Below are 23,083 nucleotides of genomic sequence, written 5' to 3'. Positions count from 1 at the left end.
CTATTGATTTTGATTGGTGATTAGTTTTACGGCGTCAGATAATTCTGTCCAGGTGCCGCTAAGTTCGTTTAAAAAAGTTTGTCCTATTTCGGTTAATCCATAATATTTTCGTGGCGGCCCTGAGGTCGATTCTTCCCAGCGATAATTTAGCAAACCGTCGTTTTTCAGCCTAGTTAAAAGTGGATAAACTGTTCCCTCAACAACTAGTAATTTTGCGTTTTTTAAAGTGTCTAATATTTCTGATGTGTATGCGTCTTTTTCTTTCAATACAGATAAGATGCAAAACTCAAGAACACCTTTGCGCATCTGTGCTTTTGTGTTTTCAATGTTCATAATTTCATTTTGTTTTTTTTAGATTGAACAATTCGTTTTTTGATTGATGATGATTGATTGATGATTGATTTCGAATTTATTCTGTTAGAATTATTTCGTAATAACTTATAACTTTTAACCTTTTTTAGGATTACTTTATAAAAGGAATCGTTAACGGATATTTGTAATATTCTCCGTTTGAGGTTTTTATTGAAGCATAAATCACTAAAAAGAATTCAACAACTTTTAATAAGCCAAAAAGTACAACCGCTGTTCCACCTATAGTAAGTAACCCAATATTGCCTTGAAAATCAAAATTTCTGATTACAAAATTATCGTCGTTAAAAAAAGCTTCCATTGGGATATTTTGAAGAAAAACAGTTACAAAAACCGGAATGGCAATTAGAGCCAGAACCAAAGTGTAAAGCAATAAACTCAATTGAAAGTTTAAGGTTTGTTTTCCGTGGTGATTTACAAATTCTGATTTGTCTTTGTAACTCGTCCAGATCAAAATTGGAAAAATATAATTTCCAAACGGAATGAAATACTGTGTTAAAGTACTTAAGTGTGTGAACGTTGCAGTGTTCTTTTCTGATGTCTTTTCCATGATTAGTGGTGTTGATGTTTCCATGATTAAAAGTATATAGTAATTTCTTATACAAATATATGGCTAAAAGACAGTATCTTGTTTTGCATAGTACCAAATATTAACAAAATTTTAACAAAGTTGAAATTTTAAATGCACTTTTAAAGCATTGAAAATCATTCGGAAGTATTGATTTTGTTGCTATTTTAGGAAAGTAATCTCAATTTATTGTGCGCGCATAGTTTTTTTGTATTTTTACATAAAAAAATAAATCTCATGGCAGTTTCAGTTTCCAAACTCAATAAATTTGTATTATTCAAATTACCATCTGCATACTTTTGTGGTGTGCGTGTCAAAGCAATTGATAAAGACAGATGCGTAGTAAGTGTTAAACACAGGTGGATTAATCAAAATCCTTTTAACTCTATGTATTTTGCGGTTCAGGCTATGGCGGCCGAATTGACAACCGGGGCTTTGGTCATTTCTCTAATCCAGGAAAGCGGAAGAAAAATCTCTATGTTGGTAGCAAACAATAAAGGAAACTTTACTAAGAAGGCGACTGGAAGAATAACTTTCGTTTGTAATGACGGTCATTTAATTACCGATGCCATTAAAAGAACTATAGAAACTGGAGAAGGACAAACCTTCTGGATGAAATCGATTGGAACAAATGAAGAAGGAGTTCAGGTTTCTGAAATGGATTTTGAATGGAGTGTACGTTTGAAATAATTAGCTTTAATAGAATATAAAAAAAGACCTCAAGCAATTGAGGTCTTTTTTATTGAAATAGAATTTCATTTATTTTTTAACGCAACAAGATTTTTTGTCCTTTTTATCTGTTGAAGTTTTTTTGCAACAAGATTCTTTTTTCGCTTTTTCTTTTTGAACCGGTTTTGTTTCTTGTGCAGCCACCCCAATTGAAAATGCAGCAGCGGTTAAGAAGGTAATTACTTTTGTCATTTGATATAAATTATTGTGTTAGAAAATTGCTTTTGGCACATCAAATATAGCAACATTTCTTAGAGTTGATTCTTACAATTTGTTAATGTTTTTATAATAATATGTCATTGAAATGCAAATAGAAGACAGAGCGCTAATAGTTTAGGTTTACTCCAAAACCAATTCCCATATCACTATCATAATGCGTTGTGATTCCGAAGTTTCTTCCCGCTACATATTTTAAACCGGCCATATATTCCTTATCGGTATTCCACATTAGGTTCATTCGCAAACGTCTTGCGAGCGGAATATCTTTTCGTTCAAACTGAACTCTCACATTTCCATCCGTATAAACTTCAACTTGAGCTTTTACCAACATTGGCAAAGTATATTCAAGTCCTGCGCTAAAAACAGCACGATTGTCTTTGGTATTGGTTTGCCCGAAAAGGTTTTGTTCCTGTTTATCCATTCCCATTTTTCGATAGCGCCAGTCGAAACCTATAAAAGGCATTAGCCATTGCATTTTTCCAATGTATCGGCCAATATGGGTTTCGGCTTCATAACCGTGTTTATCATTATAACCCAAACGCCATTCGGTTCCAATGCTCCAGCGTGTGTTGCTGTACATGGCTTCTCCGTCATTTCCGTTTGTAGCAAAATCATTTTCAGCCATAAAGTGAAACATACGATCGTCCATTTTTAGCATTTTGTACGCCATTTCCGGATGGTGAATTAACGGATTTGGTGCTGAATTTTCATAACTAAAAATTCTTCCCATTCCCGCCATCATATGATACAAAATATGACAATGAAAAAACCAATCTCCATCTGCATTTGCCTGAAATTCGATGGTATCGGTTTCCATCGGCATAATATCGATCACGTTTTTAAGTGGAGAATATTCGCCATGTTCATTCAAAATTCTGAAATCGTGCCCGTGCAAATGCATTGGGTGGCGCATCATTGAACCATTATATAGTACAATCCGAACGTTTTCACCTTTTTTAATTAAGATTTTATCGGTTTCAGAAATTACCTTATTGTCCATACTCCAAACATATCGATTCATATTTCCAGACAATTCAAATCGCAATTCTTTTACTGGAGCATCTTTTGGAAGTGTTGTTATTGTTGGAGATTTTAGCATTCCGTAATTAAGAGTCGTAATCTCGGCAACTTCTGTTGTATCGTTTGACATATTCATGCCTTCCATATTATGCTGAGAATGATCTTCTGTTTTAGATGGTTCATCCTCCCCTGAAATCTCCGGATACATAACAGCATTCATATCCATTTTATTCAAAGACATATTCATACCCATATCATTCATTTCTCCATTCATCTTCATCATGTCGTTCATCATTTTCATCCCTTCAAAATATTTTAATTTGGGAAGATGAGCAACAGGCTGTTTAGCTCCGTCTCCTAGAAACAAAGAAGCTGATCCGGTTCTGTCTTCGGCTGTAGCCAAAAAGGCAAAGGATTTTTTATCTTTAGGAATTGTAACAACAACATCATAGGTTTCAGAAACCGCAATAATCAATCGGTCGACTTCTACAGGCTCAACATCGTTTCCGTCACTGGCCACAACTGTTATCTTTCCCCCTCCATAAGTCAGCCAAAAATAACTGGAAGCTCCACCGTTTGCAATTCGCAATCGGACTTTATCGCCAGCTTTGAACTGCGAAAGCTGATCTTCATTTTTGCCGTTAATTAAAAACTTCTCATAATAAACATCACTAACATCCATAGCATTCATGCGTTTCCATTCGTTGGTCACTTTTGTTGAGAACTGTCCGTGTTTAATGGCTTCGGCATAACTTTGTGTTGTTCCTTTTTTTATGGCAAACCAATCGTTGGCATTGTGCAGCATTCGCTGAACATTTTCCGGTTTTAGATCGGTCCATTCGCTTAAGATGACGGGAACTGTTGGCAAATCATCAATTCCTTTTCTAAAAGTAGTATCGTCTTTCTTTTTGTTGATGATAAAAAGGCCGTACAAACCTATTTGCTCCTGCAATCCGGAATGGCTATGATACCAATACGTCCCATTCTGAATAATAGGGAAACTATATTTATGGATAGTTCCGGGTTTAATTGGCATTTGCGTTAAATAGGGAACTCCATCTTCTTTATTAGGAAGAAATAATCCGTGCCAATGTAATGCGGTATCTTCTTTATCCAGTTCGTTGTGAACATAAATTTCGGCAACATCGCCTTCTGTAAATGTCAAAGTCGGCATCGGAATTTGCCCATTAACAGTTAGAGCCCGTTTTTCTTTTCCGGAGAAATTGACAATAGTGTCGCGAACGTATAAATCGTAACGAACGATTTTTTGAGCCTTTGTACTAAAAGCAATCAGGAAGAAAAGTATTATAGTATGTAATTTCATGTTGCTTTTTTAAAGGTTTAGATTTCGTAATCGCAAAGCATTTACAATAACTGAAACGGAGCTCAGACTCATTGCCAGGGCTGCTAGCATCGGCGAAAGCAAAATTCCAAATACCGGATATAAAATCCCGGCCGCAATAGGAACGCCTAAAACATTGTATATAAAAGCGAAAAATAGATTCTGTTTGATGTTCTGCATTACGGAATAACTTAGTTTTTTTGCTTTTACAATTCCGTTTAAGTCTCCTTTTACCAATGTTATTTTAGCACTTTCAATGGCAACATCAGTTCCGGTTCCCATGGCGATTCCAATATTCGCTTGCGCTAAAGCTGGAGCATCGTTAATTCCGTCGCCCGCCATAGCAACAATTTTGCCTTCTGCCTGTAAACGCTGAATTTCTTTTAACTTATCTTCCGGCAAACAATCAGCTTTGAACGAACTTAAATGTAAATGATCTGCAACCGCTTTTGCAGTATTGCCATTGTCACCTGTCATCATAATCACTTCAACACCCTGATCAATTAAATCTTTGATTGCGTTTGCACTATTTTCTTTTATTGCGTCAGTAATCGTTACATAACCCAAAATAACTTTGTCCACTGCGATATAAGAAACCGTTTTTCCTAAATTTTGTTCTGCAACAACCTTGTTTTCGATAGGTTCAGAAATTGAAGCGCCAATCTGAAGCATAAGTTTTTTATTTCCTAAAGCTACTTTCGAATTATTTACAGTTCCTATAACGCCTTTTCCGGCAACGGCTTCGAAATCGGGAACTTCAATTAAACTTTGATTTTTAGCTTTAGCGAAGTTAACAACGGCTTGCGCCAAAGGATGTTCGCTATGCTGATTTAGTGAAGCAATATTTTGCAGTAAAGTATCCTCATCATTATGGATGGCGTAGATTTTTTCGACAGATGGTTTTCCTTCGGTAATTGTTCCGGTTTTATCAGTGATCAGAACATCAATTTTACTCATGTTTTCTAAGGCCTCTGCATTTTTAATGAGGATGCCAAATTGTGCTCCTTTGCCAACTCCAACCATAACCGACATTGGAGTTGCAAGTCCTAAGGCACAGGGACAAGCAATAATTAAAACGGCAATAGCATTAATTAATCCGTAAATATAAGCGGGTTCAGGACCAAATTTTGCCCAGAAAATAAAGGTTACAATGGAAATAAGAACTACTGTCGGAACAAAATATTTGGCTACACGATCTGCTAGTTTTTGAATTGGAGCTCTCGAACGGCTGGCATCATTTACCATTTGTATAATTTGAGAAAGTAAAGTTTCTGATCCTACTTTTTCGGCAATCATAACAAACGATCTGGTTCCGTTGATAGTTCCAGAAATAACATTGTCACCTGTTTTTTTATCAACCGGAATAGGCTCACCAGTAATCATGGCTTCGTCAATGCTGCTTTCACCACTAGTTATTTTTCCGTCAACGGGAATTTTTTCTCCAGGTTTTACACGTAATAAATCTCCTTTTTTGATATTGTGAATCGAAATTACTTTGTCATTTCCATTCTCAACCAAAGTCGCTTCTGTTGGCGCCAATTTTAATAATGCTTTTATGGCTCCATTGGTTTGTCCGTGTGCTTTGGCTTCTAGCAATTGTCCTAATAAAACCAACGTTATAATAACAGTTGCAGCTTCAAAATAGAGATGAATGGTTCCATGATGTGATTTAAATTCCGCTGGAAAAATATCCGGAAAAAACATTCCGGCAATACTAAATAAGAAAGCAACGCCTGTTCCTATTCCTATTAAGGTGAACATATTCAGGTTCCAGGTCACAATCGATTTCCAGGCGCGAATAAAAAACATCCAGCCTGCGTAAAAAATAACCGGAATTGAAAATAAAAACTGAACCCAATTCCATTCTTCAATAGACATTATAGTATAGAGAGGATTATTGGGAACCATTTCTGACATTGAAATGATAAAAATGGGAAGCGTAAACAATACGGCGATCTTCATTTTCTTTAGTAAGTCAGTATAGGTTTTGTTTTCTTCAGAATTAGAAGCCTGCATCGGAACTAAATCCATTCCACAGATCGGACAATCACCGGGTTCGTTTGAAATGATTTCCGTATGCATTGGGCACGTAAATTTTGTCGTATTGATTGCAACCTGAGGAACCAGATCCATTCCGCACACTGGGCAATCTCCAGGTTTGTCATAGGTTTTGTCGCCTTCACAATGCATTGGGCAATAAAAAACGCCGGTTGCATGGTGATTATGTGCTATAGCAGATTCTTTTTTATGATGATCAGTATGATTCTCTTTTTTATGCCCTGAACAACACGATTTAATGGCTGTTTCGTTATGGTTTTTAGGAGAATCCATCTCGATAGTGTATTTCCCAACTTCAGATAAAACTTCCTGAAATTTTTCAGTTGCCACATGTTTTTCCATTGTAATGGTTGCCAATGGAGGGTTTAATGTTACTTCAGCCTGAATTCCTTCAATGGTATTTAAAGTTTTCTCGACTTTGGTGCGACATCCATCACACGACATTCCTGAAATTATATATTGATGTGTCATTGTTTTATCTTTTAAAGTATTACAATGCAAATTTCCGAAGTAACGATTACTTCGGTTTGTATAATTTTGTGAATGATTTGTAAGATTTACAAAAAAATATTTAACCGCAAAGAGCGCAAAGGTTTTTTGATATTGCTAGCTTTATAAAAACACAAAGTTCGCAAAGCTTTGTCTAAATAGCTTTGCGATCTTTGCCTAGATCTTTGTGATCTTTGCGGTTAAGAAAAATTACAAATTCTCTATCTGAATGCGTTTTTTATCCTTCAATTGTTTGAAATAAGTAGGAGTGAAGCCTGTAATCTTCTTAAACTGATTACTCAAATGTGCTACATTGCTATAATTTAAAATGTCGGCTATTTCGCTTAATGAAAGTTCATTGTAAATCAAAAGCTCTTTTACTTTTTCTATTTTTTGACTTATGAAATATTTTTCGATTGTTGTGTTTTCGACTTCTGAAAATAAATTGCTTAACGTATTATAATCCTGACTAAGGTTTTGTGCTAGATAATCGGATAAATTGATTTTAAGTTCATTGTTTTTATGATGAACCAAATCAATAATAAGATTCTTTATTTTTTCAATAGTTTTACTTTTTTTATCATCAATTAAGTCGAAACCTAAAGCGTGTAATTGAATTAAAAGCTCTTTTTTTTGATCTTCGGATATGGTGTCTTTTAGTTCGACTTCGCCCAATTCAACAGAAATAGTCTGAAGTCCGAGTTTCTCAAACTCAGACTTCACAACCATTTTACATCTACTACACACCATGTTTTTGATGTAGAGCTTCATATTTATTTGATAGTTTCTACCACGTTTCCGCAAGTTAACATTGAAGAACCGTAGTACGGATTCTTAACTGCTTTTTCTTTGCTTAACCAATCGGCATCTGCCATTGGGCAATATTGTTTGTAAACAACTTGTGCCGATTTTGAAACCTTAATAAGATCGTAAGTGTTTTTTGAAAGTGATTTGAAAGTTTCACGTTGTTTTTTAAGATCTGTAGTTGCCGAGATGCTTTTTGCATCAGCAGTCAGTTTTTTTATGACTTTCATCCAGGCAGTATGCTCGTCACTTTTAAGTTTGTCCATTTTTACAGCGGAAATTGCTGTTAAGAGATCTTTGGCTTTCGCCGAAGTTAATTTGCTGTCACTTTTAATAAGCGCATCTTTTACATTGAAATATGCATCATAAACTGGTTGCAATTGACTTGAATCTACAATTTCAATTGATGTTGTTTCAGTTTTTATTGATTTTGCCTGAATGATATTTGCAGTAAATAATGTAATTACTGATACTATAGTTGCTATTGACTTTTTCATTTTATTATTATTATTATTATTTAAGGAATTTTAAATTCCAATTATTGTTGAATTTTTCTTTGCGTGCCTTGCGTAAATCTTAGCACACTTTGCGGTTAAATTTTAACCCACTTATGGCTAAATGAAATACAATTATTTTATTTTTGGCGGCGACCAAATAGAAGTAAATCCATCTGAAACAGGGGTTTCAGTGTAATATAAAATAGGTTTCTCGAGAGAGAAATTATAAGTATTAGTATTGAAATCAAATTCGTTTTCTGAAATCAAACTGAATTGCAATGCGGAAGTTGTGCAACCCGTATGATCACATTTTCCATTGCAGCCATGTTGGTCTTTTTTTGAAGAATGCTCTTTTTTGCAGCACTCTTTTTGACAAGAATCTGAATTTATTTTTATTGACGTTTTTCTTTCGCAGGAAATTTTTTCAGACGATTTTCCACATGCAAAACCCGCAGTTGGTATCAAAAAGAAACCAAAGGTTAAAACGAGAAATAATATGTGTACTTTTTTTGCCAAAGAAATTATGTTAGTGATACAAATTTAAGTTTTTTTTTCAAGTGCCAAGATTATTTAAGATTTCGCTAACTACAGTTTTTTATAATCTGTAGGTTTCATGTTTTTTCTTTTTTTGAAATAATTTGATAAATGGCTTTCATCAGTAAAACCAAATTCATGTGCGATTTGTTTAATCGCCAATTGATTGTTGTGAAATCGTTTTTCGATTAATGTTGTTCTTAAATTATGAATATAATCGCGATAACTAATCGTAAAAGTTCTTTTAAAATAAGCGCTAAAATAGGTTTCTGCAATATTAAAATGATTTGCAATAACCTTTATCTGAACTAATTTTGGATTGTAAATATTCTGATGAATATAAGATGTTATTTGCTCGTTATCAATAGAATTACCTCTTACAACAAGATTCTGACCGCGCATTGTTTCTTTTATTAATCCAAAAATAGAAAGAATCTGATAAAATACAATTGGCGAATTTGAAACATCTGTATGACAATTATAAGCAGCAATATTTTCGATCGTATTTTTTAATATTGTTTTACAAGGATCATCTAATTTAAGTACAGTTTCTTTTAATGTCTTGTTTCGCATGAAACTTTCAGGAGTGTGAATTAAGAATTCATCGCATGTAAGGTTTTGTTTCGAATTAAAATAACTGTCGGTGAATTTAATATAAAAGAAACGAGTACTTTTTTTAATGTCAAAATAATGCTCGTCTTCTGGTGAAATCACAAATAAATCGCCTGTTTTATAAGGCAATAAATTGTTGTTTAAGTGATGAACTCCACTCCCTTTTTTAATATAAATGATTTCATAGTAGGTGTGAGAATGCAGTGGAAGATGAAATTTCTCATCTTCAAACTCATCTATCATGAGTGTTTTGAATTGATTTAATTTCGCCATAACTTAAATTTACAAGTTTATATCGCAAATGTACAATTTATTTCTTGCATTCCTGGTGTAAATTTGCGTCATAGAAAATCTATTCCTTTCTTATAAAAACAAATGAAAAAAAGTCTTATTGCCTTGTCTTTAGGAGGCTTAACTATTGGGATAACCGAATTTGTAATGATGGGTTTGCTTCCTGATATTGCTTCAGATATGAAAGTTTCGATTCCTGTTGCCGGATATCTAATTTCGGCTTACGCGTTAGGTGTTGTTATAGGTGCGCCTTTATTAGTAATCATCGGGAGAAACTTTCCACCAAAAAAAATGCTTTTAATATTAGCTCTGATGTTAACTGTTTTCAATGCTCTTTCGATCATTGCTCCAACTTATAATTTTCTGTTTGCTTCACGATTTCTTTCCGGATTGCCGCATGGTGCCTTTTTTGGGGTAGGAGCGGTAGTAGCGAGCCGTTTGGCCGATAAGGGAAAAGAGGCGCAGGCAATTTCAATAATGTTTGCCGGTTTAACACTGGCAAATTTAATTGGGGTTCCAATTGGTACTTATATAGGACACCATTTTATATGGCGTTATACTTTTGTGTTAATTGCGATTGTGGGAATGCTGACCTTTTTGTTTATTTCTTTATGGATGCCAAATTTGGAGAAAAGCGGGAATGTGAATATGAAAACACAATTGTTATTTTTTAAGAAAACAGAAGCCTGGTTAATTATCGGAATCACAGCAATAGGTTTTGGAGGTCTATTTGCCTGGATTAGTTATATCGCTCCTTTATTAATAAATGTTTCTAAGTTTTCTCCTGAAGATGTTTCTTATATCTTAATACTAGCCGGATTCGGAATGGTAGTTGGGAATTTTCTTGGAGGGAAATTGGCTGATAAATATTCGCCGGCACCAACTGTACTGGCATTGTTATTTGTAATGGTGGCCGATCTGGTTATGGTTTACTTTTTCTCTTTCAATCAATACATTTCTTTATTTCTGACATTTTTAACCGGAGCAATTTCGTTTTCTGTAATTGCACCCATTCAAATGCTGATGATTAAAACGGCCAAAGATGCTGAGATGATTGCCTCGGCGGCACTTCAGGGAAGTTTTAATATAGGGAATGCTTTAGGTGCCTTTTTAGGCGGATTGCCTTTAGCGGCGGGTTATAGTTATGCCTCGCCAAATCTTATTGGTGTTGTGATGGCAACTATCGGAATGGTTATAACCTTGATTTTAATGCAAAAACATAAAAGTAATTTACAATTGCAGTCTGCTTAATAATAGGTTGTTTATTGTAAAAAGCCCTTAAACGAATTGCAGTTTAAGGGCTTTTTTTATAATAGAAGTCTGCGAGAATCTTACTCGATATCCAAATCAAACTTCTCCAATAATCCGGCAAGTGCAGCGTGCGAAACTTTTGTTCTTTTGATTTTATTTTCAGAAGGATCAAAAGTATAATTTCTGGAAGAATGGAAATCAGTTTTTTCCAGAATACATTCTACGAAAGTAGCATTTGTCAAATCACAATTTTTAAAAATAGCGAGAGACAAATCTGTATTTGAAAAATCAACATCCTTTAGTGAGCAATCGATAAAACTGGTTTTCTTTAATTTTTTATAAATGAAGGTAGAATAATCTAAGAGACAATCCTGAAAACGCATTGAAAACAAAAAGCTATTGCTTGCACTGAAATCTAATCCCATCAATTTGCAACTGATAAATTGCAGTTTTTAAAAGTGCAATCTAAGAAATCAATAGAACTAAAGTCGTTTTTGGAGAAATTACAGTTGATGAATTCACAATTTACAAATTCATTATCTGATAGTTTTTGTTCTGAATAATCAATAGTGTCAAAAGTTTTATTTTGATGTAGGGCAGTTTCCATAGTGGATAGGTAAGTTTTGAGAAAAGATTGTATCGAATTTTATTCTAATTCGATACAATCAAAAATGTTGTTTTGTAATACTACTTCAGAAACTTCCGTTTCACTATCAATTCGTAAAATATTATCACAATCCTCAAGATCAAAATTCCATTTGGCATGAGGTAGTAATTCGGTAAGTAATGCTGTTGCGAATTCTAATTTCGATTTTGTGTCAACTGAAGTTTTAAAAACATGAATCATAAATCTGCTTTTTTTTATTAGGCAAATTTCATAAAATGCTTGAAGAGTTGATAGGATTCCGCAATCAATAATTAGGACTTATCAATCATTTTTCGGTACTGAATGGGAGTAATGCCCTCGTGTTTTTTAAAGAATCTGCTGAAGTAAGACTGATCTTCATGGCCTACCTGCATAGCAATTTCGCTGACAGAAAAAGTAGTTTGGTAGAGTAAATATTTTGCTTCAAGCATTATGGTTTCATCAATCCAATTGGTTGCTGACTTGCCTGTAGCAGCTTTAATGGATTTGTTTAAATGATTAGGACTTACATTTAAAAGCGACGCATAATAATTTACCTGATGATTTATTTTAATATGATCATAAATAAGTGCTTTGAATTTTGATGAAAGTGTCGCGGCAGCACTATTATTTTTGGTTGTTTTGATGTTGTTTTTATTCATTTCACAGAATAAAGCCATCAAATACGATTGAACGATTTCTAAATTGACTTTTTGACTCGCGACATATTCATGTTGGAGACGATTGAATAAATTGAGGATAAAAGGAAAGTCTGTTTCTGAAACCGGAATTTTTGGATTACCGCCAATCTTCAGAAAGTCAAACTCATTAATCATTTCGCTTCCTCCATATTTTCCGATTAAAACATCAGGATGAAATTGACAGACAAAACCAACATGTTTATTGTTTAAATGTTCTACCGAAAAAATCTGGCCTGCAGGAACGACTATAATTCCGTTGGAATAGGTTTTGTACTCTTCAAAACCAATTTTGATACTATGGATGCCCGAAGTTATGAAAATGATCGTGTGACAACTGTGTTTAGATGGTGGAACTGGAAATTGTAATCCCATCATTTCTTCGATTTTCAAACAAAAAAAATGATCTGAATTGGATTTGAATAGCAAATGTATCGGATTTTCTTCGCCAAGAAATCGTTCACGAAATCCTTTTGGTTCGTAGGTTTTTATTTTTTCGTTTGCCTGTTTTTTCATCCTTAATAATAAAGCCTAAAATCAAGCAATTGGCAAAGCGCATAATGTTTTTGGTACAATTCTTCAACAACTTCAGTAAGATTGTCATTGTCCTGATACAGGCTAAAGAAAGCTTTATCGATAGTACTGCTGCTGGCTATTTTATTATAAGTTGATCCGTAACCTGAGATGGCTCGGGCTCCGGTTATATCTAGAAAATATTGCGCTTCTTCTTCGTTGAGGTCTAATATTTTTTTATTAGCAAAATGAATTACTTTTCCTTTCATCTTGCCTTCAAAAAGCTCTGCTATTTCTTCCAGACTATAGTAATAATCATGAAGACAGATGTTATTAGGCTCACCCGGCATTACCAAATAGATTATTTCATAATCTTTAAAATTATGATCTTCATATAGCAATACATTTAGACTTTCTTCGAGGCCTTCAATGGTATCACAGGTTTTGTAAATGCTTGTAATTCCTTGATCAATAGCTATTTCTTCTAAGTTTTTAACCACTTGAGTCTCTAAATAAGTATCTACATCAGGAACGCCTTCCAGACAGAAAATAAATTTATCATGATCCATAACAGTACACTTTCAGGTTCAGGGTAAGTGGTGAAAAGACGCTCTTTGTTTTCGTTTTGACAAAAGTATTTTTTTATGTCGAAAAACTACTATTAGATATGGATTTTAACGTGCTTTTTGCAATCTTGTCTTTTTGAAGAATATAGAATTTAGAATAAATTAAGCAATAAAAAAAGAGGCTGTTTAAAGCCTCTTAGTTTTAATGTTTTCCGTTTCCTTTACCGTTGTTTCCTTTACCATTGTTTCCTTTGCTGTTTCCGTTTCCATGGTTTCCGTTATCGTGTCCTTGTTTATTATTTCCGTTACCCGGTTTTTGACCAATTGTTTTTTGAGGTTTTCCTTTGTAACCTTTGGCATATTTTACTTTATGGTTTTTAAAATTATCATAAGGAGAATTTCCTCTGTAATCTGTTAATACCACTTTATACTCGTTGTAAAGGTCATAATTTCTGTAAACAGACGGAAGTGTTCTCGCTCTTATCCACTTTCCATTATTGATGTAGATATAATTGGATGTGCTTACATCATAATAGGTTTGAAGATCTGGCAAGTAATAATAACGTGCGTCATTATAACCAACTGGTCCCCATAGTGGCGGTGTACCTATGTTAACGTTTACATTAACCTGAGCGTTTGAAAAATTAATTGCCAAAAGAGACAATCCTAGAAATAAATATTTTAATGATTTCATGATTTCAATTTTTTAAATTATTATTAAAGATACGAAAAACAAAAAGCATGCCGAAGAAAAATATTTATTGCTTTTTTGGACTTAAGTTATTGATTGTTAGTGATATGTGTGTTTTTCTTTTAAAAGAATTTATATATAATGTTTAGAAACGCTTTTTTAATTCCAAATTCCATTCCTTTCAGTTAATATGATCGGTTTGCCCTCAGTAACCACAATTGTATGTTCGTGCTGTGCCATAAAACCACCTTTGTTGCCAACCATTGTCCAGCCGTCCTTAAGTTCTACTGCCTGAGATGAAGTTGTGGATATGAAAGTTTCAATCGCCACAACCGAGTTTTTCTTAAAACGTCTTTGGTCAAAGCGATTTTTATAATTTAGTAATTCGTCTGGTTGTTCGTGCAGACTTCTGCCAATTCCATGACCACCTAAATTTTTTATTACTTTGTAACCTCTTTTTTTTGCTTCTGTCTCTATAAGATATCCTATTTCAGAAATTTTCACTCCACCTTTTATGTTATTTATGGCTTTTTGTAAAATATCTTTTGAAGCATCAACTAGTTTTTGGTGTCCGTTTTTATCTTCACCTATAACAAATGAGCCTCCATTATCTGACCAAAAACCATCCAATTCTGCAGAAACATCAATGTTAATTAAATCTCCTTCTTTTAGTATTCTCTTATCAGATGGAATCCCATGACAAAATTCATTATTTACGCTGATACAAGTCCATCCTGGAAAACCATAAGTTAAATAAGGTGCTGATTTTGCGCCTAAATCAGTAAGGATTTTTGCGCCAAATTCGTCTAACTCTTTTGTTGTCATGCCAGGTTTAGCAAATTCTCTCATTGCTTTTAAAGTATAAGCAACGGCTTCACTGGCTTTTTTCATTCCAGTTAATTCTGATTCTTGTTTTATTGACATGTTTTTTATTTTTCTAATTAATTATTTTCAATCAGCTCAATATCCATTGTTTTTATTAATCCATCCTGAAAAGTATAAATATGTTTTACTAATCCGTCAAACATTGGATTGCCTTGCAAGTCTTTTACATTTTGATGAACCTTAACTTCTAAGCTTCCATTCTCTCTTTCATTGAAACCCACTGGTTCAACATTTGGGTTAATCTCTGTCCATTGTCTGGTCCAATACTGCTTAATTTCATCGTGTCCGGAAATGTAACCTCCTTCCCATGCTTTCGACCATTGTACATCTGGTTGCATTGTTGAAAGTGCATTGTCAATGGTTCTTTCGTTAAAAGCTGTGTAAGCTTTTTTGATTGTGTTTTCGAAGCTCATGATTGTGTTTTTAAATTTAAAATCGGAATCAACTTAAAATAATTCCAATTGATTATTCGGATTTACTGGTTTGCTTTTAGGAGGCTTAGCATCTGCAAAAACGGTTTTCCCGCCATATTTGTACGATTCGTCTCTTTCTCTTTGAATCAGAGCGTCAAAATTGGAATTTGGACTAAAACTTTCTTCCGCTTTTCTTGAGATTTCAGATAATTTTCGAATAGCCTCTCTTTTATCATTATTACCAATTTTAGCACGATTAATAGCTCTTTGTAAAGTGTCAATAGTTTCATCATAAATTTTTACCGGAACAGGAAACGGATGGCCGTCTTTTCCGCCATGAGCAAATGAAAAACGAGCAGGATCTTCAAATCGGGTAGGGGTTCCGTATATAATTTCGCTAACTAATGCTAGTGATTGTAAAGCTCTTGGCCCCATCCCCTTTAAAAGTAATAGTTCTTTAAAATCTTCCGGCTTGTTTTCGTGAGTGGTCCAAAGCATTGCTCCCAATCTTTTCAGATTCACATCTTCCATTCTCACATCATGATGTGCGGGCATGGAAAGATGTTGCATTTCTTTCATGATTTTTGTTGGAGATTCCTTAGATAATTCTAAAATGCCTTCTCTGGATTTTGTGGCTGCGTGAGCAGTAAGATTTAATATTGAGCCTTGATTTTCGCCATAAATAAAGGTGTGGGGCTCATTTATAAAAGATTTTAAATCTTGCGAGTGCCAATGATATCTTCTTGCAGTTTGAGAATTAGGATTCATTCCTTGCTGAATAACGGCCCATTGTCCTTTGTTGTTCACAATAAAATTATGCTGGTACAATTGAAATCCATCCTGAATAGCAGTATTATCTACTTTGGCTGTAAGTCTGCTGTAATTCGCAAGATTATGACCGTCAAGGCCTGTTTTCTCACCAACAAATAAAAGTTCCTGTGGTGTTAACATAGAATGTTTGCCTTTGCCTCCGCAGATGTAGATTCCGAGTTCTTTTGAATGTGGATTGACAGATTTTTTTAAAGCCCCAAGTACTGAGGTTGTAATTCCTGAAGAATGCCAATCCATTCCCATCACGGCCCCAAAACTTTGAAACCAAAAAGGATTACTTAGTTTGCTTACAACTTCTGAAGTAGAAAATTCAAGGGCAATCGTTTCTACAATGGCAAAACCAAGTTTAGACATTCGTTCCGCCAGCCATAATGGAACATGGCCATAATGTAATGGGAGGTCTGCCGTTCCTGAACGCTTCATCTAGTGGAATTTGTATTTATGCAAAAATAACTAAAATACGTTTAAATGCTGGGAAGGCCGAAAAGTTGTTCCAGATCAGAACATTTTATTTCTCCTGTCCTAAATTGTCAACAGCCGAAATCTGATCTAATATATTAGTTTGGTTGGGCGAAATGTAGTTTTTTACCTCAGTTGGAGTTTCTTTCTTAAAAAGAATATCCAATGCATTGTATAATTTTAATAAAACATCTTTGTCTTCTTTTGCAATGTCTAAAGCAGTATTAAAATTAAAAACATAATTATTAGAATTACGTACTTCTACTTTTATAGTTTTTGATGTGATTTTAAACTTAACTATGTCCATATTTATAACGTGTTAACTTTTAGATTTTTTTCTAATATAAAAATTAGGGAATGCTAATTTTTCTAACATGCCACTAAAAAGTATTAAAGATATTTAATTATTTAGAGTTATAGCTTAATTATTTACTGTAATTTTTTATATAGTAAGAAATTAATTCTAATAAAAAAACCCTAATCAATTGATGATTAGGGTTTTGTTTTTTGTAGCGAGGACGGGAGTTGAACCCGTGACCTCAGGGTTATGAATCCTGCGCTCTAACCAACTGAGCTACCTCGCCAAGATTGCAAGTGAACCGTGTTCCTCATTGCGGGTGCAAAGATATAAATATTATTAAAGCTTCCAAGAATAAAATGAAGAAAAAAAAATATTTTTAAAAATGCATTGTTTTTGGACATATATTCTTATATTTCGAAAAAATTAAAAGTAGCACATGGATCCAAAAATACGTTACGAAATCGAGTTTCCTATAAATTCTTCGCCGCAATTATTATATCAATACATATCAACGCCTTCAGGTTTGTCAGAATGGTTTGCCGACAACGTAAATTCAAGGGGTGAATTTTTTACTTTTATCTGGAACGACTCTCAGGAAAAAGCACGTTTAGCGTCTAAAAAGACCGGCGAGAAAGTAAAGTTTAAATGGGTCGATGAAAGCAGTAAGGATACGGAATACTTTTTTGAATTGCATATTTTAGTTGATGAATTAACTAAAGATGTATCATTAATGGTGGTCGATTTTGCCGAAAAAGAAGAAGTAGGAGAAGCTAAACAATTGTGGGAGAATCAGATCTCAGACCTGAAACATCTTATAGGATCTGTTTAGTAAAAGTCTATTTTATACCTTATATTTGCCCTGAACAAAATTCAGGGCTTTTTTTATGATCAATTTTAACGGAAACATAGTAGCGCAAGACGAGAATATATTAACTCAAAATCGCGCTTTTTTGTATGGTGATGGTGTTTTTGAAACACTAAAAATAGTAAATAACAGAATTTTGTTTCTTGAAGATCATTACTTTAGATTAATGGCTTCCATGCGCGTGGTTAGAATGGAAATTCCAATGAACTTTACAATGGAATTTTTTGAAGAAGAGGTTTTAAAACTAGTTCAGGAAAATGAAATTTCTGCTTCGGCCCGAGCGCGAATAACCGTTTTTAGAAACGATGGCGGATTGTATTTGCCAAAAACGAATGAAGTCTCCTATTTAATTCATACAACGCCACTTGAAAATACTTCATATGGCTTAAATACAGCTGAATACGAAGTTGATTTGTACAAAGATTTCTATGTGACCAAACAATTGTTATCGTCGATTAAAACGACGAATAAAATGATAAACGTGACGGGAAGTATTTTTGCACATGAAAATGGTCTGGCAAATTGCCTTTTAGTAAACGATACCAAAAACGTGGTCGAAGGCTTACAGGGTAATTTATTTATGCTGATAGATAAAAAACTAATTACGCCTCCAATTTCTGAAGGATGTTTGAACGGAATAATGCGTAAACAAATTTTAGCCTTAGCTAAGAAACTGGATGGCATAGAAGTGTTGGAAGAAATAATTTCGCCATTTGATCTTCAAAAAGCTGACGAATTATTTCTGACCAATGTAATCACAGGGATACAACCGATAACCAAATATCGAAAAAAGGAGTTTACAAGTGATTTGGCGCATTTATTAGTGCAGAAGCTCAATGAATCTATTGCTGAAAATTAATTCAGATACGGATTCTCTGGTGCATTTGACCAAATAAGATAATCGCCGCCAAGCTCAATAATTTGCTCTTTCCAGAAATGCGTGGTAGACTTGCCGATAATTTTGTTTTTATAACTATTATCAGTAATGATCCAGGAGTTTCCTTGCATTTCACTCTCGAGCTGATTTTCATCCCAACCGGTATATCCTAAGAAAAAACGAATATTATTTTTACTAATAGATCCGTCGTTTATTAAGTCTTTGGTCGATTCGAAATCACCTCCCCAATAAATTCCATTAGAAATCTCGACACTATTCGGGATTAACTCTGGAATATTGTGAATGAAATAAAGGTTGTCTTGCTCTACAGGACCTCCGTTATATATCTTGAAAGTGGCGTCAATTTCAGGTATCAGATCATTAATAGTATATTTTAATGGTTTATTAATGATAAAACCTATTGATCCTTCTTTGTTATGGTCTGCTAATAAAATTACCGATCTATTAAAAGATAAATCTCCAATTATAGAAGGTTCGGCAATAAGCAGGTGTCCTTTTTTTAATTTTTCTGAAATCATACGGCTACAATTTTTATTAAATTTAATCATAAAATTTCTAAAAACCCAAATAAAATCGTTAAACCGCACAAAAAAACCCTCCATGAGAGGGTTTTGATTATATTATAAGTTTAGAGAACTTTAGTACTTAGTTCACTGCACCTTCTAATTCAGCTCCAGCTTTGAATTTTACAACATTCTTAGCAGCGATTTGAATAGTTTTTCCTGTTTGTGGGTTTCTACCATCTCTAGCAGCTCTAGCAGATACTGACCATGATCCAAAACCTACTAATGAAACTCTTCCACCTTTTTTCAAAGTAGCTCCTACGTTTCCTAAAAATGATTCTAAAGCTAATTTTGCCGCAGCTTTTGTAATTCCTGCATCAGCAGCGATAGCATCGATTAATTCTGATTTGTTCATAATAATTAGTTATTAATTGTTGGTTAAAAAAAATTGTTAATACACAAATTTAGTAGGAAATCCGTTCCTTGCAAGTGTTTTCTTTAAATTTAGCAAAAATTGTTAATAACTTAGTTTTTTTGTTCATAAAGCCAGCTGTTTGTCGATCAAAAACAGGTAGAAACCCCTGTTTTACTGACGTTAATACAACTTTGCAGTATCAGAAAAAGTTATCCCATTTAGCAATTCTGCTACCTGCATTCTCTTTTTTCCAGGTAATTGCAGACTTAATAGCTGTAAAAAGCCATTTTGAACTGCAACTTTGATTTCTTTTTTGCTGCAAATTAAACTTCCAGCTTCGTAAGAATGTGTCTCTAATAGCAATTTTGCTTCATATATTTTTATCGTTTGCTCGTCTTCTTTATCTTTCAAAAAACACCATGCAGCAGGATACGGACTTAAACCACGAATCAGATTATTGATTTCATCACCAGATTTAGTCCAGTCGATTTTACAGTTTTCCTTATTTAATTTATACGCCGTTTTAATTTCTGCATTATCTTCCTGAATTGTAGTGGTTGCGTCTCCGTTTTCAATCACTTTCAAAGTATCTATAACAGTCTCGCTTCCTAATAACATCAATCGGTCGTGTAATTGTCCTGCACTTTCTTCCGGTTCGATTGCGATTTCCGAATTTAAAATCATGGCTCCGGTATCAATTTTATCATCAATAAAGAAAGTTGTAACCCCAGTTTTGGTTTCTCCATTAATAATCGCCCAGTTAATTGGTGCGGCGCCACGATAATTTGGTAATAAGGAAGCATGAAGATTAAAGGTTCCTAAACTTGGCATTTCCCAAACTACTTTTGGTAACATTCTAAAAGCAACTACAATTTGTAAATTGGCATTCAATGCTTTTAACTCTGCTAGAAAAGTTTCGTCTTTTAAATTCGTTGGTTGTAATAAGGTAAGGTTGTTCGCCAGTGCGTATTCTTTCACTGCCGAATATTTTATTTTTTGTCCGCGCCCTGCTGGTTTGTCTGCAGCTGTGATAACGCCAACAACATCGTAATTGTTTTTAATAATGGTATCCAAAATGCCGACAGCAAATTCGGGAGTTCCCATGAATATAATTTTTAATTTTTCCATTATGATTTTAAAGTGTATTTATTATTCGCTAAAATGGTAATATGATTGTTTTCTAATAGCTCCTGAAGCACTGAAACAATATCGTTTGCATCCAGTTTTATTTGAGCCTGAATTTCTCTGGAAGTTAAAGCAGCTGATTTTAATAAATGCAGAATTTTATCAGCAATTGAATCGGCTTCCGTAATTTTTCCTTTTTGAGTAATACAATAGGAGCAGACACCACAATTCTCAGTTGTTTCTTCTCCAAAATAATCCAGAATCAATCGATTTTTGCAGATTTTGTTTTCCTTTATATAATGAAGAACTGATAAAAGTTGTTCTTCTTTTAGTTTATTCTGTTTTTCCAGATATTTCGAAACCCGATTTATCGTAAGGTCGTCTTCACGAACCTCATTAAATAAGATAGTCGCGTCGTTATTTTTCGATTTGTATTCGATAATTTCTTTTTCCTTCAGTTTTTCTAAAACGGCCGAAACTTGTTCTTCTGTATGATGTGATTTTTTGGCAATCAAAGAAAGATTAAATGGTGTCTTCATTTCGTAAACGCCAGGATACGTTCTCAAAATTGCCAGAATGATTTCTTCGTCATTCGGATTTAAGCTCATATATCGAATCACTTCTTTTGATTCAATTAAAAACTGCATCGTAATCTTCTCCGAAAATTCCTGAGACATGGTAATAATTCCCTGTTGATTCAGAAATTGTAATGCATTATAAGTTTTTAGAGTAGGGAAGTCGTATTTGTTACAAAAGTGATTCAGTTTAAAAGAGAAAGAATCATCTAAACCTTCGCCATATGCAATCTGAAAATAATTGCAAAGCTTCACATACATGGTTTTTAAAAACTTCTTGTCTGGCAAAACGCTTAAAAATTGCTGTTCTGTGTGATTCGCATCTGCATTATTAAAAAGTAAAACTGAAAATGCTTTTTCTCCATTTCGTCCTGCTCTCCCGGATTCCTGATAATAGTTTTCCAGATTTTCTGGTAACTGAGTATGAATAACCGTTTTTACATTGTCTTTGTCGATTCCCATTCCAAATGCATTGGTCGCTACAATAACCTGCGCTTGTTCCGACATCCACAATTGCATGTTTTTGTCTTTTTCTTTTGCCGAAAGCCCACCGTGATAATACGTCGCTTTGAATCCTAACGATTGTAATTGCGTTGACATATTCAGGCACGATTTCCTATTTCGTACATATATAATAGAAGGCTGTGGGTTTTTCTTTAAAATTTGTTCGGTGCGATACAATTTGTCTTCGATTTCAAAAACCATGTATGCAATATTTTTTCTTTCAAAAGATTGCTGAAAAAGTACAGGATCTTTCAAACCTAATTCGGTTTTAATGTCTTCAATAACTCTTGGAGTCGCCGTAGCGGTCAAAGCCAAAAACGGAATCTTAGGGAAATATTTTTTAAGCTCCGAAATTCTCAAATAAGCCGGACGGAAATCATGTCCCCATTGCGAAACACAATGCGCTTCATCAATTGCAATTAAATTGATAGGAAGATTTTTAATGCGCTCCAAAATCCAGTCAGACTGTAAACGCTCAGGCGAAAGATATAAAAACTTGTAATTTCCGTATTGGCAATTGTCAAGAAGATCAATGATTTCTTCGGTATGAATTCCGCCCGTAAGTGCAATCGCTTTAATATCTCGTTTTTGCAAATTCGCCACCTGATCTTTCATTAAAGCAATCAAGGGCGAAACCACTAAACAAATGCCTTCCTGCATCATTGCCGGAACCTGAAAACAAATCGATTTTCCTCCGCCGGTTGGTAAAAGGGCAAAAGTATCCTGACCATCCAAAACCGAGTCAATAATCTCCTTTTGCAACGGTCTAAAACTGTTGTGTTTCCAGTATTTTAAAAGAATTTCTTGCGCTTCGGGCATTGGTCTTGTTTTAAAGTTAAAAAATTTAGAAATCAGTTTCTAGTTTTGCAACTTTAACCAAATGCCTAAATTTTATCTAAGATATAAAGAATTCTGTTCTCCACCGTATCTTTAGGCACTTCAATTAAGTCGTAACCATATTTTTTATAGGTTTCAACAAGGTGCTTTTGGATCGTTAAGGCCTGTCCGAAATTTTCGTAACGCTCGGTGTCGCTTTCGTAAATTTCTTCCCAAGGCGGTAAAATAAATGTTTTGGAATATTTAAAATCTTCGCAGGCTTTAGTAAAATGTTCAGGATATTCATCACCTATATAATCCATATAAGCTACAACATCCGGAATTCCGCGATCTATAAAAACTACATTTTCAGGTTCGTCAAGGGCGTTTTCGAATTGTTTAATTCTGCCTTCCAATAACATTTCGCTAAACAACAGAGGCTGTTCCAGGAACAATTGTTCTATCCCGCGTTGTTGCGCTTCGAGCGTAACTTGTCTTGAAATTTCAGGGTAACAGCAGTAGCCACGAGCTACCAATTCGTTGATCAGAGTAGATTTTCCCGTTCCCGGGCCACCAATGAGAACTATGATTTCTTTTTGCACTTTCTTAAAATAAAG

General features: G+C 34.2%; 28 protein-coding genes and 1 tRNA gene. 4 read left to right on the top strand and 25 right to left on the bottom strand.

The genetic code is table 11. The features are described 5' to 3' along the window. Together Q7C23_RS16480 and Q7C23_RS16475 are read right to left on the bottom strand one after the other, a co-directional pair. The gene (locus tag Q7C23_RS16480; protein ID WP_017498072.1) at positions 1–333 is read right to left on the bottom strand and encodes a PadR family transcriptional regulator; all 333 of its coding nucleotides are present in this window, start codon (positions 331–333) and stop codon (positions 1–3) included. A gap of 130 nt (positions 334–463) precedes the next feature. Next, a complete protein-coding gene (locus tag Q7C23_RS16475) occupies positions 464–919 on the bottom strand; it encodes a DUF4870 domain-containing protein (protein WP_375033554.1) in 456 nt (151 codons plus the stop codon). A gap of 255 nt (positions 920–1,174) precedes the next feature. On the opposite strand from Q7C23_RS16475, the gene Q7C23_RS16470 reads away from it, so the two are divergent. Then, on the top strand, positions 1,175–1,627 hold the full coding sequence (locus tag Q7C23_RS16470; protein ID WP_375033553.1) for a DUF4442 domain-containing protein: 453 nt from the start codon (positions 1,175–1,177) through the stop codon (positions 1,625–1,627). A 69-nt stretch (positions 1,628–1,696) separates the two neighbouring features. Here Q7C23_RS16470 and Q7C23_RS16465 read toward each other — a convergent pair whose 3' ends face one another. The 7 genes from Q7C23_RS16465 to Q7C23_RS16435 form a co-directional block, all read right to left on the bottom strand. Further along, a complete protein-coding gene (locus tag Q7C23_RS16465) occupies positions 1,697–1,858 on the bottom strand; it encodes a hypothetical protein (RefSeq protein ID WP_375033552.1) in 162 nt (53 codons plus the stop codon). A gap of 133 nt (positions 1,859–1,991) precedes the next feature. Next, entirely contained in the window at positions 1,992–4,229 is a 2,238-nt protein-coding gene (locus Q7C23_RS16460; protein WP_375033551.1) for a multicopper oxidase family protein, read from the bottom strand. A gap of 9 nt (positions 4,230–4,238) precedes the next feature. After that, on the bottom strand, positions 4,239–6,776 hold the full coding sequence (locus Q7C23_RS16455; RefSeq protein WP_375033550.1) for a heavy metal translocating P-type ATPase: 2,538 nt from the start codon (positions 6,774–6,776) through the stop codon (positions 4,239–4,241). 228 nt (positions 6,777–7,004) lie between these two features. Beyond that, positions 7,005–7,523, bottom strand: coding sequence for a helix-turn-helix domain-containing protein (locus Q7C23_RS16450; protein WP_375033549.1), 519 nt, complete (start codon positions 7,521–7,523; stop codon positions 7,005–7,007). A 44-nt stretch (positions 7,524–7,567) separates the two neighbouring features. Then, positions 7,568–8,095, bottom strand: a complete 528-nt coding sequence (locus Q7C23_RS16445; RefSeq protein WP_375033548.1) for a DUF3347 domain-containing protein — start codon at positions 8,093–8,095, stop codon at positions 7,568–7,570. Positions 8,096–8,227: 132 nt separating this feature from the next. Next, positions 8,228–8,611 (bottom strand): hypothetical protein, encoded by a 384-nt coding sequence (locus Q7C23_RS16440; protein ID WP_375033547.1) that lies wholly within the window; start codon positions 8,609–8,611, stop codon positions 8,228–8,230. A 69-nt stretch (positions 8,612–8,680) separates the two neighbouring features. Further along, on the bottom strand, positions 8,681–9,514 hold the full coding sequence (locus Q7C23_RS16435) for an AraC family transcriptional regulator (protein WP_375033546.1): 834 nt from the start codon (positions 9,512–9,514) through the stop codon (positions 8,681–8,683). A 102-nt stretch (positions 9,515–9,616) separates the two neighbouring features. Here Q7C23_RS16435 and Q7C23_RS16430 point away from each other — a divergent pair, with 102 nt between their 5' ends. Then, positions 9,617–10,783: an MFS transporter gene (locus Q7C23_RS16430; RefSeq protein ID WP_375033545.1), complete on the top strand. Its 1,167-nt coding sequence runs from the start codon at positions 9,617–9,619 to the stop codon at positions 10,781–10,783. An 80-nt stretch (positions 10,784–10,863) separates the two neighbouring features. Here Q7C23_RS16430 and Q7C23_RS16425 read toward each other — a convergent pair whose 3' ends face one another. The 11 genes from Q7C23_RS16425 to Q7C23_RS16375 form a co-directional block, all read right to left on the bottom strand. Beyond that, positions 10,864–11,208, bottom strand: coding sequence for a pentapeptide repeat-containing protein (locus Q7C23_RS16425; RefSeq protein WP_375033544.1), 345 nt, complete (start codon positions 11,206–11,208; stop codon positions 10,864–10,866). Beyond that, positions 11,208–11,390 (bottom strand): pentapeptide repeat-containing protein, encoded by a 183-nt coding sequence (locus Q7C23_RS16420; RefSeq protein WP_375033543.1) that lies wholly within the window; start codon positions 11,388–11,390, stop codon positions 11,208–11,210. The genes Q7C23_RS16425 and Q7C23_RS16420 overlap by 1 nt, the downstream gene beginning before the upstream one ends. Before the next feature lie 39 nt (positions 11,391–11,429). Continuing rightward, positions 11,430–11,630 (bottom strand): hypothetical protein, encoded by a 201-nt coding sequence (locus Q7C23_RS16415; RefSeq protein WP_375033542.1) that lies wholly within the window; start codon positions 11,628–11,630, stop codon positions 11,430–11,432. Between the two features lie 71 nt (positions 11,631–11,701). Beyond that, positions 11,702–12,622 carry a helix-turn-helix domain-containing protein gene (locus Q7C23_RS16410; protein ID WP_375033541.1) on the bottom strand — a complete coding sequence of 307 codons (921 nt, stop codon included), beginning with the start codon at positions 12,620–12,622 and terminating at the stop codon, positions 11,702–11,704. 2 nt (positions 12,623–12,624) lie between these two features. Further along, positions 12,625–13,188 (bottom strand): DUF6642 family protein, encoded by a 564-nt coding sequence (locus tag Q7C23_RS16405; RefSeq protein WP_375033540.1) that lies wholly within the window; start codon positions 13,186–13,188, stop codon positions 12,625–12,627. Between the two features lie 199 nt (positions 13,189–13,387). Beyond that, positions 13,388–13,879, bottom strand: a complete 492-nt coding sequence (locus tag Q7C23_RS16400; protein ID WP_375033539.1) for a hypothetical protein — start codon at positions 13,877–13,879, stop codon at positions 13,388–13,390. 156 nt (positions 13,880–14,035) lie between these two features. Beyond that, positions 14,036–14,800, bottom strand: a complete 765-nt coding sequence (map, locus tag Q7C23_RS16395) for a type I methionyl aminopeptidase (RefSeq protein ID WP_375033538.1) — start codon at positions 14,798–14,800, stop codon at positions 14,036–14,038. A 17-nt stretch (positions 14,801–14,817) separates the two neighbouring features. Beyond that, positions 14,818–15,174 (bottom strand): nuclear transport factor 2 family protein, encoded by a 357-nt coding sequence (locus Q7C23_RS16390; RefSeq protein WP_375033537.1) that lies wholly within the window; start codon positions 15,172–15,174, stop codon positions 14,818–14,820. Positions 15,175–15,207: 33 nt separating this feature from the next. Then, positions 15,208–16,428, bottom strand: a complete 1,221-nt coding sequence (locus tag Q7C23_RS16385; RefSeq protein ID WP_375033536.1) for a DUF763 domain-containing protein — start codon at positions 16,426–16,428, stop codon at positions 15,208–15,210. Positions 16,429–16,513: 85 nt separating this feature from the next. Beyond that, positions 16,514–16,771, bottom strand: a complete 258-nt coding sequence (locus Q7C23_RS16380; RefSeq protein WP_375033535.1) for a hypothetical protein — start codon at positions 16,769–16,771, stop codon at positions 16,514–16,516. 203 nt (positions 16,772–16,974) lie between these two features. Next, positions 16,975–17,048: transfer RNA gene (locus Q7C23_RS16375), tRNA-Met, on the bottom strand. 153 nt (positions 17,049–17,201) lie between these two features. On the opposite strand from Q7C23_RS16375, the gene Q7C23_RS16370 reads away from it, so the two are divergent. Then, the gene (locus Q7C23_RS16370) at positions 17,202–17,594 is read left to right on the top strand and encodes an START-like domain-containing protein (RefSeq protein WP_026984135.1); all 393 of its coding nucleotides are present in this window, start codon (positions 17,202–17,204) and stop codon (positions 17,592–17,594) included. A 55-nt stretch (positions 17,595–17,649) separates the two neighbouring features. Then, positions 17,650–18,489, top strand: a complete 840-nt coding sequence (locus tag Q7C23_RS16365) for an aminotransferase class IV (RefSeq protein WP_375033534.1) — start codon at positions 17,650–17,652, stop codon at positions 18,487–18,489. On the opposite strand, the gene Q7C23_RS16360 is transcribed toward Q7C23_RS16365, so the two are convergent. The 5 genes from Q7C23_RS16360 to Q7C23_RS16340 all read right to left on the bottom strand — a co-directional run bounded on the left by Q7C23_RS16360 (position 18,486) and on the right by Q7C23_RS16340 (position 23,068). Further along, on the bottom strand, positions 18,486–19,046 hold the full coding sequence (locus Q7C23_RS16360) for a YqgE/AlgH family protein (protein ID WP_026984133.1): 561 nt from the start codon (positions 19,044–19,046) through the stop codon (positions 18,486–18,488). The genes Q7C23_RS16365 and Q7C23_RS16360 overlap by 4 nt on opposite strands. 127 nt (positions 19,047–19,173) lie before the next feature. Next, positions 19,174–19,446: an HU family DNA-binding protein gene (locus Q7C23_RS16355; protein ID WP_017498096.1), complete on the bottom strand. Its 273-nt coding sequence runs from the start codon at positions 19,444–19,446 to the stop codon at positions 19,174–19,176. Positions 19,447–19,626: 180 nt separating this feature from the next. Then, a complete protein-coding gene (gene fmt / locus Q7C23_RS16350; RefSeq protein WP_375033533.1) occupies positions 19,627–20,574 on the bottom strand; it encodes a methionyl-tRNA formyltransferase in 948 nt (315 codons plus the stop codon). After that, a complete protein-coding gene (locus tag Q7C23_RS16345; RefSeq protein ID WP_375033532.1) occupies positions 20,574–22,469 on the bottom strand; it encodes an ATP-dependent DNA helicase RecQ in 1,896 nt (631 codons plus the stop codon). The genes fmt and Q7C23_RS16345 overlap by 1 nt, the downstream gene beginning before the upstream one ends. 65 nt (positions 22,470–22,534) lie before the next feature. Further along, the gene (locus Q7C23_RS16340; RefSeq protein ID WP_375033531.1) at positions 22,535–23,068 is read right to left on the bottom strand and encodes an AAA family ATPase; all 534 of its coding nucleotides are present in this window, start codon (positions 23,066–23,068) and stop codon (positions 22,535–22,537) included. Positions 23,069–23,083: the final 15 nt, after the last annotated feature.

The organism is Flavobacterium sp. LAR06 (assembly GCF_041946075.1).
Lineage (GTDB): Bacteria > Bacteroidota > Bacteroidia > Flavobacteriales > Flavobacteriaceae > Flavobacterium.
This window is presented reverse-complemented; position numbering and strand designations above follow the sequence as displayed.

Excerpts from the sequence above, each read along its gene's own strand:
- Q7C23_RS16480 (WP_017498072.1), bottom strand. The coding sequence starts at position 333 with ATGAACATTGAAAACACAAAAGCACAGATGCGCAAAGGTGTTCTTGAG.
- Q7C23_RS16475 (WP_375033554.1), bottom strand. The coding sequence starts at position 919 with ATGGAAAAGACATCAGAAAAGAACACTGCAACGTTCACACACTTAAGT.
- Q7C23_RS16470 (WP_375033553.1), top strand. The coding sequence starts at position 1,175 with ATGGCAGTTTCAGTTTCCAAACTCAATAAATTTGTATTATTCAAATTA.
- Q7C23_RS16465 (WP_375033552.1), bottom strand. The coding sequence starts at position 1,858 with ATGACAAAAGTAATTACCTTCTTAACCGCTGCTGCATTTTCAATTGGG.
- Q7C23_RS16460 (WP_375033551.1), bottom strand. The coding sequence starts at position 4,229 with ATGAAATTACATACTATAATACTTTTCTTCCTGATTGCTTTTAGTACA.
- Q7C23_RS16455 (WP_375033550.1), bottom strand. The coding sequence starts at position 6,776 with ATGACACATCAATATATAATTTCAGGAATGTCGTGTGATGGATGTCGC.
- Q7C23_RS16450 (WP_375033549.1), bottom strand. The coding sequence starts at position 7,523 with ATGGTTGTGAAGTCTGAGTTTGAGAAACTCGGACTTCAGACTATTTCT.
- Q7C23_RS16445 (WP_375033548.1), bottom strand. The coding sequence starts at position 8,095 with ATGAAAAAGTCAATAGCAACTATAGTATCAGTAATTACATTATTTACT.
- Q7C23_RS16435 (WP_375033546.1), bottom strand. The coding sequence starts at position 9,514 with ATGGCGAAATTAAATCAATTCAAAACACTCATGATAGATGAGTTTGAA.
- Q7C23_RS16430 (WP_375033545.1), top strand. The coding sequence starts at position 9,617 with ATGAAAAAAAGTCTTATTGCCTTGTCTTTAGGAGGCTTAACTATTGGG.
- Q7C23_RS16425 (WP_375033544.1), bottom strand. The coding sequence starts at position 11,208 with ATGGGATTAGATTTCAGTGCAAGCAATAGCTTTTTGTTTTCAATGCGT.
- Q7C23_RS16420 (WP_375033543.1), bottom strand. The coding sequence starts at position 11,390 with ATGGAAACTGCCCTACATCAAAATAAAACTTTTGACACTATTGATTAT.
- Q7C23_RS16415 (WP_375033542.1), bottom strand. The coding sequence starts at position 11,630 with ATGATTCATGTTTTTAAAACTTCAGTTGACACAAAATCGAAATTAGAA.
- Q7C23_RS16410 (WP_375033541.1), bottom strand. The coding sequence starts at position 12,622 with ATGAAAAAACAGGCAAACGAAAAAATAAAAACCTACGAACCAAAAGGA.
- Q7C23_RS16405 (WP_375033540.1), bottom strand. The coding sequence starts at position 13,188 with ATGGATCATGATAAATTTATTTTCTGTCTGGAAGGCGTTCCTGATGTA.
- Q7C23_RS16400 (WP_375033539.1), bottom strand. The coding sequence starts at position 13,879 with ATGAAATCATTAAAATATTTATTTCTAGGATTGTCTCTTTTGGCAATT.
- map (WP_375033538.1), bottom strand. The coding sequence starts at position 14,800 with ATGTCAATAAAACAAGAATCAGAATTAACTGGAATGAAAAAAGCCAGT.
- Q7C23_RS16390 (WP_375033537.1), bottom strand. The coding sequence starts at position 15,174 with ATGAGCTTCGAAAACACAATCAAAAAAGCTTACACAGCTTTTAACGAA.
- Q7C23_RS16385 (WP_375033536.1), bottom strand. The coding sequence starts at position 16,428 with ATGAAGCGTTCAGGAACGGCAGACCTCCCATTACATTATGGCCATGTT.
- Q7C23_RS16380 (WP_375033535.1), bottom strand. The coding sequence starts at position 16,771 with ATGGACATAGTTAAGTTTAAAATCACATCAAAAACTATAAAAGTAGAA.
- Q7C23_RS16370 (WP_026984135.1), top strand. The coding sequence starts at position 17,202 with ATGGATCCAAAAATACGTTACGAAATCGAGTTTCCTATAAATTCTTCG.
- Q7C23_RS16365 (WP_375033534.1), top strand. The coding sequence starts at position 17,650 with ATGATCAATTTTAACGGAAACATAGTAGCGCAAGACGAGAATATATTA.
- Q7C23_RS16360 (WP_026984133.1), bottom strand. The coding sequence starts at position 19,046 with ATGATTTCAGAAAAATTAAAAAAAGGACACCTGCTTATTGCCGAACCT.
- Q7C23_RS16355 (WP_017498096.1), bottom strand. The coding sequence starts at position 19,446 with ATGAACAAATCAGAATTAATCGATGCTATCGCTGCTGATGCAGGAATT.
- fmt (WP_375033533.1), bottom strand. The coding sequence starts at position 20,574 with ATGGAAAAATTAAAAATTATATTCATGGGAACTCCCGAATTTGCTGTC.
- Q7C23_RS16345 (WP_375033532.1), bottom strand. The coding sequence starts at position 22,469 with ATGCCCGAAGCGCAAGAAATTCTTTTAAAATACTGGAAACACAACAGT.